The sequence below is a fragment of the Massilia antarctica genome, from assembly GCF_015689335.1.
GTDB classification, from domain to species: Bacteria; Pseudomonadota; Gammaproteobacteria; order Burkholderiales; family Burkholderiaceae_D; genus Telluria_A; species Telluria_A antarctica.
Window position 1 is genome coordinate 3,781,326 of record NZ_CP065053.1, and the last position, 13,722, is coordinate 3,795,047.

The window sequence follows — 13,722 nt, forward strand, 5'->3', positions numbered from 1 at the left end:
AAGAAGCTTCTGCCCCCTCCTCAGCCTGCTCACTTCTTATCAACAAGTACATAAGTACAAGTCGATAACCGCATTGTTGGTTGAAAAAATATCCAAGTCAAGCGCTTTTGCGTCGGAATTGCCAAATTCCTCACACTCTGCGAAAAAGCAACTCTTGATTTCTCGAATCCGGTCGCCATCTGCGCATAGATCGGAAAACGCGTAAGATGGAAAACAAATGTAAATGCCCTGATATTTACCCATAGCATCATCGTCGAAAGCATTAGAATAAGCGTATGGCCACTAAGCAAGATACCGAACAACTGCTGGAGCGGCAGACGGTCAAGCCGCCGCCGCTGTACCAGGTAGCACTACTGAACGATGACTACACGCCCATGGAGTTTGTGGTCGCCGTCATCCAGGAATACTTCAACAAAGACCTTGAGACGGCCACGCAGATCATGCTGTCCGTCCATCGTCACGGCAAGGGAGTGTGTGGCGTGTTTTCCAAAGATATAGCGTGTACCAAAGTGGAGTTTGTATTAACGCATGCGCGCAAGGCGGGGCACCCCCTGCAGTGCGTGATGGAGGAAGTATGATTGCGCAGGAATTGGAAGTCTCTTTACACATGGCCTTTGTCGAAGCCCGGCAAGCACGGCATGAGTTCATCACCGTTGAGCATTTGCTGCTGGCGCTTCTGGACAATCCATCGGCCGCGGAAGTGCTGCGCGCCTGTGCTGTCAACATTGAAGACCTGCGCAAAACCTTGACCAACTTCATCGGCGACAACACCCCCACCGTGCCCGGCACGGGCGAGGTGGATACGCAGCCGACCCTCGGCTTCCAGCGCGTGATTCAACGCGCCATCATGCACGTTCAGTCTGCATCGAACGGCAAGAAGGAAGTCACCGGCGCCAACGTGCTGGTGGCCATCTTCGGCGAAAAAGACTCGCACGCGGTCTACTACCTGCACCAGCAGGGCGTGACCCGCCTCGACGTGGTCAATTTCATTTCGCACGGCGTGCGCAAGGACCAGCAGGTCGATTCGCAAAAAACGTCCGAAGGCGTGGAAGAGGCGCAGGTCGAAGGCCAGGCCAAGGAAAGTCCGCTCGACCAGTTCACCCTGAACCTGAACAAGGCCGCTGCCGAGGGCAAGATCGATCCGCTGATCGGCCGCGATGACGAAGTCGACAGGGTCATCCAGATTCTTTGCCGCCGCCGCAAGAACAATCCGCTGCTCGTCGGTGAAGCCGGGGTCGGCAAGACCGCGATCGCCGAAGGCCTGGCCTGGCGCATCACGCAGGAAGAAGTGCCCGAGATCTTGCAGAATGCCATCGTGTATTCGCTCGACATGGGCGCGCTGCTGGCCGGCACCAAGTACCGCGGCGACTTCGAACAACGCCTGAAAGCGGTGCTCAAGCAGCTCAAGGAAACGCCGCACGGCATCCTGTTCATCGATGAGATCCATACAATCATCGGCGCCGGTTCGGCTTCCGGCGGCACGCTCGACGCATCCAACCTGCTCAAGCCGGCGCTCGCCAACGGCCAGCTCAAGTGCATCGGTGCGACCACGTACACGGAATTCCGCGGCGTGTTCGAAAAAGATCACGCGCTGTCGCGCCGCTTCCAGAAGGTCGACGTCAACGAGCCGACCGTCGAACAGACCGTGCAGATCCTGCGCGGCCTCAAGTCGCGCTTCGAAGAGCACCACGGCGTGAAGTATTCGTCGTCGGCGCTGTCGACGGCGGCCGAACTGGCGGCGCGCTTCATCAACGACCGTCACTTGCCCGACAAGGCGATCGACGTCATCGACGAAGCCGGTGCGGCGCAACGCATCCTGCCGAAGTCGAAGCAGAAAAAAACCATCGGCAAGGCCGAGATCGAGGACATCATCGCCAAGATCGCGCGCATCCCGCCGCAAACGGTCAACCAGGATGACCGCAGCAAGCTGCAGACCATCGACCGCGACCTGCGCAACGTGGTGTTCGGCCAGGAACCTGCCATCGATGCGCTGTCCTCGGCGATCAAGATGGCGCGCGCCGGCCTGGGCAAGACCGACAAACCGATCGGTTCCTTCCTGTTCTCCGGCCCCACGGGTGTCGGCAAGACCGAGGTGGCCAAGCAGCTGGCCTTCATCCTCGGCATCGAGCTGATTCGCTTCGACATGTCGGAGTACATGGAGCGCCACGCGGTCAGCCGCCTGATCGGCGCGCCGCCGGGCTATGTCGGTTTCGACCAGGGTGGCTTGCTGACCGAAGCCATCACCAAGAAGCCGCACGCGGTGCTGCTGCTCGACGAGATCGAAAAAGCGCATCCGGATATTTTCAACATCCTGCTGCAGGTGATGGACCACGGCACCCTGACCGATAACAACGGCCGCAAGGCGGACTTCCGCAACGTGATCATCATCATGACGACCAACGCCGGCGCCGAGAGCCTGACCAAGCGGTCGATGGGCTTTACCGACTCCAAGGCGGCGGGCGACGAGATGGCCGACATCAAGCGCATGTTCACGCCGGAGTTCCGCAACCGGATCGACGCCACCATCAGCTTCCGCGCACTGGACGAAGAAATCATCCTGCGCGTGGTCGACAAGTTCCTGATGCAGCTGGAAGAACAGCTGCACGAGAAGAAGGTCGAAGCCATCTTCACCGAGAAACTGCGCAAGTTCCTCGCGAAGAAAGGATTCGATCCGCAGATGGGCGCACGGCCGATGGCACGCCTGATCCAGGACATGATCCGCAAGGCGCTGGCCGACGAACTGCTGTTCGGCCGCCTGGTCAACGGCGGCCGGGTCACGGTCGACATGGACGAGAAAGATACGGTCACGCTCGAATTCCCCGAGTCCGACGCCGCGCCTCCACCGGCGGCACCGGAAACGGTCGAAATCGAATAAGTACCGGCAGCAAGCAAAAGCCCGCGGACGACGCGGGCTTTTTTTATGGCGGCGGCAAACTGTCCTCAGCGCAGGTGGCCCACATAGCTGCGCACTGTGGCGGCGCGCGCGCTCAGGGCCGCGGGCGCGGGCATGGACGCTTCCAAGGACGCCGCCGCCGGCGTCACCTGGGCCGACGGCGCGCGCGCCAGCAGCGGCGTTTTGAGCGTCGCCACGAACAAGCCTGCCTCGCCGAAGTAGATTTCCTGCAGCCGCGCCCCGATCTGGCGCAGGTCCTCGTCTCCCGTGGCTCCGGCCAATTCCAGCACATGGCGGCAATAAGCGGGATCGACCCGCATATAGTCGATATCGGTCACCCGGCCTTGCCCGCGGCGCAATAGCACATGCATGCGCGACATCAGCGCAAAAGCCTGGTTTTCGAGGTTGGCGCGAGTGAGTTGCCCGGTCGTTGTCATCAATTCAATCCTTTATGCTGCAATGCTTGGCCGACCATTTGCCGGATAAACAACTTATCTGCATATAACATGCCAGCATATCCATCCGAATCGCATCGGATTAACCCGTCTTGCATACATATTGCACCATTACCTTGCATATATGCACACCCACTGTGCACCAAAACCTTGCATAAATTTCATTAATGGCGCCGTTTTGTTCCCGCGGATGCCATTGTCAAGCCCGTTGCTCAAGACTATTGCCGAGTCCGCTATCTCCATTGATATATGTCAAGGATATCGTTTTCAAAAAGCATCTAATAGCTAAGTTGCCGCGATTTATTGCCGCTAGTTTATGAAAATAGGAAACAGGAGATCCCCATGCATGCCGCACTGAGCTACGCCAATACCGCTCCCGAGCAGCTATCCGCCGCACTGCATCCGATCGCTGCCGTGGCCACGTCGGTCACCGCCTTTGTCGGACGCGCCTTGCGCGGACCGGTCGAGGAACCGGTCGGCATCGCCAGTTTCGCCGATTTCGAGCGCCAGTTCGGCGGCCTGTGGGTCGACAGCGCCCTCGGCTACGCCGTGCGCGATTTCTTCTTGAATGGCGGGGGCAAGGCCGTCATCGTGCGCCTGTACCGCGCGCCAGCCCCGCTCGAGGGCGTGGTGCGCAGCCACGCCATCCTGCGCGCCGGCGCCCTGACCTTGCGCGCGCGCGATCCCGGCGCCTGGGGCAATGCGCTGCAGGCGCGGATCGACCACGGCCTGCTCTCGGAGGATCCGCACAGCTTCAACCTGTCGGTGCGCGACAGCGTCACCGGCCATGTGGAGGTATTTCGCAATGTGTCGGTGGGGGCGTCCCACCCGCGCCGGATCGACCTGGTCTTGCGCAGCGTGTCGCGCCTGGTGACGGTCAGCGGCGAGCTGCCGGCTGAACGCCCCGCCAGCAACCCGCGCCCGGCGCACGGCCAGGGCGACGCCTGGGAAAGCGGCGCGGCCAGCAATACGCGCGTCAACGAGGGCGAGCGCGCCGCTGCCGAACTGCCGCTGACCCTGGCGGACTTCATCGGCAGCGGCAAGCTGGCCGCCAGGGCCGGGCTGTACGCGCTGGCGCGGGCCGAGCTGTTTAATCTGTTGTGCATCCCGCCCTACCTGGATAACGGCGGCGACCTGCTCGACGGCGGCGTCGACGACGCTCTGGTGGCCGAAGCGGCCGCGTATTGCGAGCGGCGGCGCGCCATGCTGCTGGTCGATCCGCCGCCCGCATGGAACAGCGTCGACAACGCCGTCGAGGGCGTCGCCGCGCTCGGCACCAGCAGCCGCAATGCGGCGCTGTTCTTCCCGCGCCTGCTGCAGCCGGTCGAGCAGCGCAGCGGCGCGCTCACGCGCCTGGTGCCATGTGGCGCGGTGGCCGGCATCATCGCCCGCACCGATCACCAGCGCGGCGTGTGGAAAGCGCCGGTGGGCATGGATACGACCCTGGTCGGCGTGCCGGGACTGAGCGTGCCGGTGAGCGACAGCGACAGCACCATGCTCAACCCGCTCGGTATCAACTGCCTGCGCAGCATGCCCGGCGCCGGACGCATTGTCTGGGGCGCGCGCACCATGCACGCCGAGGACGCCGATGGCGCCCAGTGCAAAAGCATGCCGGTGCGGCGCACCGCGCTGTTTATCGAAGAGAGTCTGGTGCGCGGCACGCGCTGGGTGATGTTCGAGCCGAACGACGACCAGCTGTGGACCCAGATCCGCTTGAGCATCCACGCCTTCATGGTCGGCCTGTTCCGCCAGGGCGCCTTCCAGGGCAAGGCGCCGCACGAAGCGTTTTTTGTCAGCTGCGGGCCGGAGACGACCACGCAGGACGATGTCGAGCATGGGGTGGTCAACATCACGGTCGGCTTCGCGCCGCTCAAGGCCGGCCAGTTCGTACTGGTGCATGTGCAGCAGGCCGCCGGCCAGGTGCGCAGCCACTGAGCGGCCTGATGCACGCCTTTGGCGCCAGGCGATCCAGTCGGACACGCCGCGGCCCATGACCAGTTCCAGGTCGTCGCCCTTGAGCCATGGCAGTTCGTCGGTAAACAAGGTCACGCAGTCGCGCCAGCCGCACCGCAGCCGGGTGATGTCGCTGCCCCAGAACATGCGCCGCGCGCCGAAGGCGTTGAAGGTCATGCGCAACACCTCATGGGTGCCGGCGAACGGGGAGGCCTCACTCGCCATGCCCGGTTGGGAGCCCAGGATGTCAGCGCGATGCGGCCGTTGGTGCCGCCCTGCGCCGATCCAGGCGACGATCAGGACGTCGCGGCCGCCAGCGCTCTTTGTTTGCTTACTGGCGGTATGAATGGCCGCATGAATGACTGTATATTGGCGAGCCTCCCCGACCAGTCCTTATTGAAAGCCACCGTATGACAAACACGACAAACGCCGCCGTCCTGCTGGCCATCGATGCCCCACCGCTCACCACCTTGCCGATCCGTGGCCGCAGCGAGCGCTTTCCCGTCAACCGCGTGTTTTGCGTGGGACGCAATTACGCCGACCACGCGCGTGAAATGGGGCACGACCCGCAGCGTGAGCCGCCATTCTTTTTCATGAAGCCGTCCAGCGCGGTCGTCGGCGACGGCGTCGCGTTTCAGTACCCGTCCGGCTCGAACGACGTGCATCACGAGGTGGAACTGGTCGTGGCGCTGGCCGTCGGCGGCAGCCTGGTCAGGGCGGAAGACGCCAACGCCCTGATTTACGGCTACGCGGTCGGCCTGGACATGACCCGGCGCGACTTGCAGGGCGAGGCCAAGAAGCTCGGCCGTCCATGGGAAACCGGCAAGGCCTTCGACGGCTCGGCGCCGTGCTCGGACATCGTTCCAGCCGGCCAGTGCGGACATCCGGCCGCCGGCGCGGTGCAGCTGGCGGTCAACGGCCAAACCCGGCAGAAGGGCGATATTGCCGACCTGATCTGGTCGATTCCCGAGACCATCGCCCATCTGTCCACCTTGTTTACCCTGCAGCCTGGCGACCTGATTTTTACCGGTACGCCGTCCGGGGTCGGCCCGGTCGTGCGCGGCGACCAGCTCGCCGCTGCCGTGGATGGCATTGGCGAGCTGCGCATCGCGGTGGTGTAATCCGGGCTCAGGCCCGGGCTGGAAGCTGGCCGAGTCCGGCTTTGTCGAAGTAGCCGGCCAGCGCCTCGGGGGCTGCGGAGCGCACGATCGCCCCCACATGGCCGTCGGGACGCACCAGCACCCAATCGCCGGCGTTCACGCCATACGCCTGGCGCAGGTGGCCGCCTTCGTCGGCGAGTTCGGCATGCTGGCCGAGCACATGGATATGCAAGCCCGGACGCGCTGATCGAGCTGGCCGACCATATCGGGCGTGACTGCACGACGGTCAGCCGCCAGGTGGCGAAACTGGAGAGCCCGGGCCTGGTGACGCGGCGGGCGGGGGCGAAGGACGCTCGCGTGCGCGAAGCGCTGATGACGGAGCATGGCAAGGCAATGACCGACGCGGTCAATATCGACCGCGAACGGATCGGACGGGTGATCTTCGCGCAATGGGAGGAGCGCGAATTCGATGAGTTGCTCAGGCTCCTGCAAAAATTCGTCGCGGATATCGAGCATTTCGCCGCCCGCGAACCGGCGAAGAATGCCGATACCGGCACCTGAGGTAGCTGGCAGCGCAGGGCCGTGCAACACCGGCTCCGCTTCGATGTATTTGCCTGCCCGCGTTGGCCGGATCAATCGGCTGTCAGATGGCCTCGAGCGCTGCGCGCAGGTCGTCGCGCAGGTCCTCGACGTGTTCCACGCCGACCGACAGACGAATCAGCCCGTCGGTGATGCCCAGCTGCGCGCGCTGGGCCGCGGGAATGGTCGCATGCGTCATCAGGGCCGGATGTTCGATCAGGCTCTCGACCCCGCCCAGGCTTTCGGCCAGGGTGAACACTTCGCAGCGCTCCAGGAAGCGGCGCGCGCCGGCCAGGTCGGTATCGAGCTGGATCGAGATAATGCCGCCGAAGCCGTTCATCTGGCGCTTGGCCAGTTCGTGCTGCGGATGCGAGGCCAGGCCCGGGTAGTAAACGCGCATGACCTTGGGCGCTTTTTCCAGCCACGCAGCCAGGTTCAGCGCACTGGCGCAGTGGCGCTCCAGGCGCAGCGCCAGGGTCTTGATGCCGCGCAGGACCAGGAAGCTGTCGAACGGACCCTGGATCGCGCCCACCGAATTCTGCAAAAAGCCCAGCTGCGCGGCCAATGCCGCCTGATGCTCGCCCGCGCCCACCACGGCGATGCCGCCGATGACGTCCGAATGGCCGTTCATGTACTTGGTGGTCGAGTGCACCACGATGTCGATCCCCAGTTCCAGCGGACGCTGGACGATCGGACTGGCGAAGGTGTTGTCGCACACCGAAATGATGCCACGCGCGCGGCAGATGTCGCCGATGGCTTTCAGGTCGGCCAGCTTGAGCATCGGGTTGGTCGGCGTTTCGACCCACACCATGCGCGTTTCGGGGCGCAGCGCCGCCATGAGGGCGGCCGGATCGGTCAGGTCGACGTAGGTGAAATCATGGCCCGCGCTGCGCCGGCGCACGCGCTCGAACAGGCGGTAGGTGCCGCCGTACATATCGTCGCCGGCGATGATGTGCGAGCCGGCGTCGGCCAGTTCCAGCACGGTCGAAATGGCGGCAAGGCCCGAGGCGAAGGCGAACGCCTGAGCGCCGCCTTCCAGGTCGGCCACGCAGCGCTCCAGCGCCCAGCGGGTCGGGTTGTGCGAGCGCCCGTAATCGAGGCCCTTGTGCACGCCCGGGCTTTCCTGCACGTAGGTGGAGGTGGCGTAAATCGGCGGCATGACCGCGCCGGTCGACGGATCGGGCGACTGGCCGCCGTGGATCACGCGCGTGGAAAGGTGTTTTTTGCTGGTGGATTCGGTCATGACAAAGTCCTGCGCAAGTGGTTGAGAAGGTCGAAGCGGGTAATCAGGCCATAAAACCGGCCTTCGTCGCTGATCACGGCGGTCAGGCCGCGGTCGAGTATATCGCGCAGTTCGGCCATGCTGGCGGACGGACGCAATGTTTGCAGTTCGGACGTCATGGTGCTGCCGACCGGGTCGCGAAAGCGGGTGGCGTCGCCCGTCACATGCAGCTGCAGGTCCGACTCGTCGAGGATGCCGGCCAGGCGGCCATGGTCGATCACCGGCAACTGCGCCAGGTCGGCGCTGCGCATGCGGTTAAATGCCGTGAGCAAGGTGTCGGTCGGCGCCACGGTGACCACGTCGCCATCGTCGAAGCGGCGGCCGATCAGGTCGCGCAGGTCGCCCAGGGCAGGGCGCTGGAGCAGGCCCTGGTCGACCATCCAGCCGTCGCTGTACACCTTGGTCAGGTAGCGCGTGCCGGTGTCGCAGACAAAAGTGACCACGTTTTTCGGCGTGGTCTGGGCGCGGCAGTAGCGCAGCGCGGCGGCCAGCAAGGTCCCGCTGGAAGACCCGGCCAGGATGCCTTCTTCGCGCAGCAGCATGCGCGCGCTGCCGAAGCTGTCCGCATCGCTGATGGTGTAGGCGCTTGTCACGCGCGACAGGTCGGCGATGGCGGGAATGAAGTCTTCGCCGATGCCTTCCACCGCCCACGAGCCGGCGTCCTCGCGCAGCACGCCGGTGTTGATGTAGTCGGCCAGGATCGAACCCTCGGGATCGGCCAGCACGAATTCCAGCTTGGGCTGCACCGTTTCAAAGTAGCGCGACAGGCCGCTCAGGGTGCCGGACGAGCCGACGCCGACCACGATGGTGTCCAGATCGTGGCCGGTCTGCTCCCACAGCTCCGGCCCGGTGGTGCTCTGGTGCGCCAGCGGGTTGGCCGGGTTGTTGAACTGGTCGGCGAACCACGAGCCGGGAATCTCGCGCGCCAGGCGCGCAGCGACATCCTGGTAGTACTCCGGATGGCCTTTGCCGACGTCGGAGCGGGTCAGGTGGATTTCGGCGCCCAGGGCTTTGAGATGCAGGATTTTTTCGATCGCCATTTTGTCGGGTACCACCAGCACCACGCGGTAGCCTTTCAGGCGCGCGACCAGGGCCAGGCCGAGGCCCGTATTGCCGGCGGTGGCTTCGACCACGACGCCGCCCGGTTGCAGGCTGCCGTCGGCTTCGGCCGCTTCGATCATGGCGCGGCCGATGCGGTCCTTGATGGAGCCGCCGGGGTTTTGCGATTCGAGTTTGAGGAACAGGCGGCAGGGGCTGGTGTCGATGCGGGTCACTTCGACCAGCGGGGTGTTGCCGATCAGGGAAAACAGGGCAGGCTGCGTTGCGGATGACATGAGAACCTCCGAAAGCCGGTTCCGGCCACCTCGTGGGCAGCCGCGCCGGCGGAAAAAGGGCGGATCATAGACGCGTCTTTACGGCATTGGAACGAATGATTTTATGCTTCGATATATGAATTCTGATCCGATTTGCGCAAGTCACGCGCGTTTCAATGAAAGGTGGAACCCGCACACCTATTCTCCGTCGTTCCCGCGCAGGCGGGAATCCAATTTAAGCTTGCGCCACAAGGTGGTGCGGCTGATGCCCAGATGCGCGGCCGCCTCGTCGCGCCGTCCACCGAAGCGCGCTAGAACCTGCTCCACCGTTTCCGCCGCCGGCACCTGCGCGGCCGGCGGCGCCTGAATGTCCCGGCCCAGCTCCGGCGCAACGGACAGCACAAACGCCGGTGTCAATGCCTGCAAAGGCTCGGCCGCCAGGAACAGCGCGACCCGTTCCATCAGGTTGCGCAGTTCGCGCACATTGCCCGGCCAGCCGTAGCGCTCCAGCAGTGGCGCACAACCCGCCATTTCGGCATGCAGGTTCGGATGCGGCCGCGCGCCCAGCGCCGCCAGCGCATTCTTGAGCGACCATTCGGCCAGCGCCACCACATCGTCCATCCGCTCGCGCAGGGGCGGCAACGCCAGGCGCAGCACGGCCAGACGGTAAAACAGGTCGGCCCGGAAGCGTCCCTCGCGCACCCGCTGTTCCAGGTCGCAGTGGGTGGCGCTGACCACGCGCACATTGATCGCGATCGGACGCGTGCCGCCGACCCGCACCACCTCGCGCTCTTCCAGCACGCGCAGCAGGCGCGTTTGCAGCGGCAGCGGCATTTCGCCGATCTCGTCGAGGAACAAGGTGCCGCGGTTGGCCGCCTCGAACAGGCCCGCGTGGCCGCCGCGGCGCGCGCCGGTGAACGCGCCTTCCTCGTGCCCGAACAGTTCCGATTCCAGCAGCGACTCGGCCACCGCGCCGCAGTTCACCGCCACGAACGGCCGGTTCGCCCCCAGGCTGCGCGGGCTTTCGCGATGAATCGCCTGCGCCACCAGCTCCTTGCCGGTCCCGGTTTCGCCTTCGATCAATACCGTGGCTGGTGAGCGCGCATACAGCACCACGGCCTGGCGCAAGGTTTCCATCGCTGGCGAGTCGCCGCGCAAGTCGTTCAGGCCATGCCGCGTGCGCAAGGTGTCGGTCACCACCGGACGCCTGCCGCTGTTCGATTCGAGCTGGGTCAGGCGCGCCAGTTCGAGCGCGTCGTCGAAAGCCTGGCGGATCGAGGCCGCCGAATACACGAACACGCCGGTCAGTCCCGCTTCCTCGGCCAGGTCGGTGATCAGCCCCGCGCCGACGATGGCCTTGATCCCGGCCGCTTTCAGGTCGTTGATCTGCGCGCGCGCGTCTTCTTCCGTCACGTAGGTGCGCTGCGCGATGTGAAAGCCGAAGGTGCTGGCGAATTCGGCCAGTTCGGGCAGCTGCTGCTGATAGGTGACGACGCCTATGCGCTCGTCCACCCGGCGCGCACGCGCCAGCGCCTGCATCACGTCGAAGCCGCTGGCCTTGGCGATCACCACCGGCACCGATACGCGGCCCTTGAGGTAAGCCGCGTTCGAGCCGGCCGCGATCACCACGTCGCAGCGTTCAGTGGCCATGCGTTCGCGGATATGGCGCGCCGCCTCGTCGAAGCCGAGGTTGACCGGCTCGATCGACGCCAGATGGTCGTATTCGAGCGTGATATCGCGGAACAGGTCGGACAGGCGCGACACGGAAACGGTCCAGATGACCGGCTTGTCGTTGCTGTCGCCAGCGGTGCGGGAAGAGTAGGGCATGTTTCAATTTTACCGCAGTTGCGTTTCACGTGTTTCACGATGCAACGCCGGTGAAACACGCCAGCAACCGTCGAGCTTGTATGTCTCGCATGCAACACGTTGAATATAAAGATGTTTCTTGCATGCCGTTCGGGCAGGAACGCTAAAAAGCGCATGGCACGCCGCTTGCAATGCACACAGCATGTCATTCCAACGCATCACCCGAGGAGAAAACGCAATGAGTCAATCACGAGGCGCGATGTTCCGCCGCGCAGTCCAGGAAGAATCCCCCTTGCAGGTCGTCGGCACCATCACCGCGTATACCGCGCGCATGGCTGAACAAACCGGCTACAAGGCCGTGTACCTGTCCGGTGGCGGCGTGGCCGCCAACTCGCTCGGCATGCCGGACCTCGGCATCAGCACCATGGACGACGTGATCACCGATGCCCAGCGCATCACCGACACCTGCGGCCTGCCGCTGATGGTCGACATCGACACCGGCTGGGGCGGCGCCTTCAACATCGCGCGCACGATCCGCCACATGATCCGCGCCGACGTGGCGGCGGTGCACATGGAAGACCAGGTCTCGGCCAAGCGCTGCGGCCACCGTCCGGGCAAGGAGATCGTCAGCAAGGAAGAAATGGTCGACCGCATCAAGGCCGCCGTGGACGCCCGCCATGACGAAAGCTTCGTCATCATGGCCCGCACCGATTCGCTGGCCGTCGAAGGCTTGAACGCCGCCATCGACCGCGCCTGCGCCTACGTCGAAGCGGGCGCCGACATGATCTTCCCGGAAGCGATCACCAAGCTGGAGATGTACAGCCAGGTGCGCGACGCGGTCAAGGTGCCGATTCTCGCCAACCTGACCGAATTCGGCGCGACCCCCCTGTTCACGCTCGACGAACTGCGCTCGGCCAAGGTCGACATCGCCCTGTACTGCTGCGGCGCCTACCGCGCCATGAACGCGGCGGCCCTGAATTTCTACAAGACCTTGCGCGCCGAAGGCACCCAGAAAAACGTCGTATCGACCATGCAAAGCCGCATGGAGCTGTACGACTACCTTGGCTACCACGAGTACGAGCAAAAGCTCGACTCGCTGTTCGCCCAGGGTAAAGAAAAGTAACTAGATCGACAGTAATCAGATTAATCAAGAAGAATCGCGGAGTTCACATGACTGACATCACCACCCCGGCCGAAGCCGTCCCATTCAAGCCGAAAAAATCGGTCGCGCTGTCCGGCGTCACCGCCGGTAACACCGCACTGTGCTCGGTCGGCAAAACCGGCAACGACCTGCACTACCGCGGCTACGACATCCTCGACGTCGCCGACAGCTGCGAGTTCGAGGAAATCGCTTACCTGCTGGTACACGGAAAACTGCCGAACGATGGCGAACTGCGTGGCTACAAGGCGCATTTGAAATCGATGCGCGGCCTGCCGCAGGCGGTCAAGAGCGCGCTCGAAGCGCTGCCGGCATCGAGCCACCCGATGGACGTGATGCGCACCGGCGTGTCCACCCTCGGCTGCGTGCTGCCCGAAAAAGATGACCACAACGTGCCGGGCGCGCGTGCGATTGCCGACCGCCTGATGGCTTCCTTCGGTTCGATGCTGCTGTACTGGTACCACTTCAGCCACAACGGCCGCCGCATCGAAACGGAAACCGACGACGACTCCATCGGCGGCCACTTCCTGCACCTGCTGCACGGCGTCAAGCCGCCGGAAGCCTGGGTCAAGGCGATGCACACTTCGCTGATCCTGTACGCGGAACACGAGTTCAATGCCTCCACCTTCACCGCACGCGTGATCGCCGGCACGGGTTCGGACATCCACTCGGCCATCACCGGCGCCATCGGCGCGCTGCGCGGCCCTAAACACGGCGGCGCCAACGAAGTCGCGCTCGACATCCAGAAGCGCTACGAAAACCCGGACGAAGCCGAAGCCGACATCCGCAGCCGGGTCGCCAACAAGGAAGTCGTGATCGGCTTCGGCCACCCGGTCTACACCGTGTCCGACCCGCGCAATAAAGTCATCAAGGAAGTGGCGCGTTCGCTGTCCGAAGGCGCCGGCTCGACCAAGATGTTCGACATCGCCGAGCGCCTGGAAACCGTCATGTGGGAAGTGAAAAAGATGTTCCCCAACCTGGACTGGTTCTCCGCCGTGTCGTACCACATGATGGGCGTGCCGACCGCGATGTTTACGCCGCTGTTCGTGATTTCGCGCACCTCCGGCTGGGCCGCCCACGTGATCGAGCAGCGCATCGACAACAAGATCATCCGCCCGAGCGCCAACTACGTCGGCCCGGACGACCTGACGTTCGTGCCGCTGGCCGAGCGCAAGTAAGGAT

Annotated in this window: 12 protein-coding genes and 1 pseudogene; 8 read left to right on the top strand and 5 right to left on the bottom strand. The window is 64.1% G+C overall.

The window, feature by feature from the left end; translation table 11 throughout:
- Window positions 1-275 precede the first annotated feature (275 nt).
- Together clpS and clpA are read left to right on the top strand one after the other, a co-directional pair.
- A complete protein-coding gene (gene clpS / locus IV454_RS17160; RefSeq protein WP_206087062.1) occupies window positions 276-578 on the top strand; it encodes an ATP-dependent Clp protease adapter ClpS in 303 nt (100 codons plus the stop codon).
- Window positions 575-2,875: an ATP-dependent Clp protease ATP-binding subunit ClpA gene (gene clpA / locus IV454_RS17165; RefSeq protein ID WP_206087063.1), complete on the top strand. Its 2,301-nt coding sequence runs from the start codon at window positions 575-577 to the stop codon at window positions 2,873-2,875. The genes clpS and clpA overlap by 4 nt, the downstream gene beginning before the upstream one ends.
- A 65-nt stretch (window positions 2,876-2,940) precedes the next feature.
- Here clpA and IV454_RS17170 read toward each other — a convergent pair whose 3' ends face one another.
- Entirely contained in the window at window positions 2,941-3,330 is a 390-nt protein-coding gene (locus tag IV454_RS17170) for a hypothetical protein (RefSeq protein ID WP_206087064.1), read from the bottom strand.
- Window positions 3,331-3,690: 360 nt separating this feature from the next.
- Here IV454_RS17170 and IV454_RS17175 point away from each other — a divergent pair, with 360 nt between their 5' ends.
- Window positions 3,691-5,283 (top strand): phage tail sheath family protein, encoded by a 1,593-nt coding sequence (locus tag IV454_RS17175; protein ID WP_206087065.1) that lies wholly within the window; start codon window positions 3,691-3,693, stop codon window positions 5,281-5,283.
- A gap of 428 nt (window positions 5,284-5,711) precedes the next feature.
- Complete coding sequence (locus tag IV454_RS17180; RefSeq protein WP_206087066.1) at window positions 5,712-6,422, top strand: fumarylacetoacetate hydrolase family protein; 711 nt, start codon at window positions 5,712-5,714, stop codon at window positions 6,420-6,422.
- A 7-nt stretch (window positions 6,423-6,429) separates the two neighbouring features.
- Here IV454_RS17180 and IV454_RS32860 read toward each other — a convergent pair whose 3' ends face one another.
- Window positions 6,430-6,633, bottom strand: coding sequence for a hypothetical protein (locus IV454_RS32860; RefSeq protein WP_229521662.1), 204 nt, complete (start codon window positions 6,631-6,633; stop codon window positions 6,430-6,432).
- Between the two features lie 20 nt (window positions 6,634-6,653).
- On the opposite strand from IV454_RS32860, the pseudogene IV454_RS33340 reads away from it, so the two are divergent.
- Both IV454_RS33340 and IV454_RS32870 read left to right on the top strand, forming a co-directional pair.
- A pseudogene (locus IV454_RS33340) lies at window positions 6,654-6,749 on the top strand (MarR family transcriptional regulator); the annotation flags it as partial.
- A gap of 9 nt (window positions 6,750-6,758) precedes the next feature.
- A complete protein-coding gene (locus IV454_RS32870; protein ID WP_229522392.1) occupies window positions 6,759-6,962 on the top strand; it encodes a hypothetical protein in 204 nt (67 codons plus the stop codon).
- 82 nt (window positions 6,963-7,044) lie between these two features.
- On the opposite strand, the gene IV454_RS17190 is transcribed toward IV454_RS32870, so the two are convergent.
- From IV454_RS17190 to prpR, 3 genes are all read right to left on the bottom strand, one after another.
- On the bottom strand, window positions 7,045-8,223 hold the full coding sequence (locus IV454_RS17190) for a trans-sulfuration enzyme family protein (protein ID WP_206087067.1): 1,179 nt from the start codon (window positions 8,221-8,223) through the stop codon (window positions 7,045-7,047).
- On the bottom strand, window positions 8,220-9,596 hold the full coding sequence (locus IV454_RS17195; protein WP_206087068.1) for a pyridoxal-phosphate dependent enzyme: 1,377 nt from the start codon (window positions 9,594-9,596) through the stop codon (window positions 8,220-8,222). The genes IV454_RS17190 and IV454_RS17195 overlap by 4 nt, the downstream gene beginning before the upstream one ends.
- Before the next feature lie 177 nt (window positions 9,597-9,773).
- Window positions 9,774-11,402 carry a propionate catabolism operon regulatory protein PrpR gene (gene prpR, locus IV454_RS17200; protein ID WP_206087069.1) on the bottom strand — a complete coding sequence of 543 codons (1,629 nt, stop codon included), beginning with the start codon at window positions 11,400-11,402 and terminating at the stop codon, window positions 9,774-9,776.
- Between the two features lie 217 nt (window positions 11,403-11,619).
- Here prpR and prpB point away from each other — a divergent pair, with 217 nt between their 5' ends.
- Both prpB and prpC read left to right on the top strand, forming a co-directional pair.
- Window positions 11,620-12,504 (top strand): methylisocitrate lyase, encoded by an 885-nt coding sequence (gene prpB / locus IV454_RS17205; protein ID WP_054267049.1) that lies wholly within the window; start codon window positions 11,620-11,622, stop codon window positions 12,502-12,504.
- 47 nt (window positions 12,505-12,551) lie between these two features.
- Window positions 12,552-13,718, top strand: a complete 1,167-nt coding sequence (prpC, locus tag IV454_RS17210) for a bifunctional 2-methylcitrate synthase/citrate synthase (protein WP_206087070.1) — start codon at window positions 12,552-12,554, stop codon at window positions 13,716-13,718.
- The last annotated feature ends 4 nt before the right edge of the window (window positions 13,719-13,722 follow it).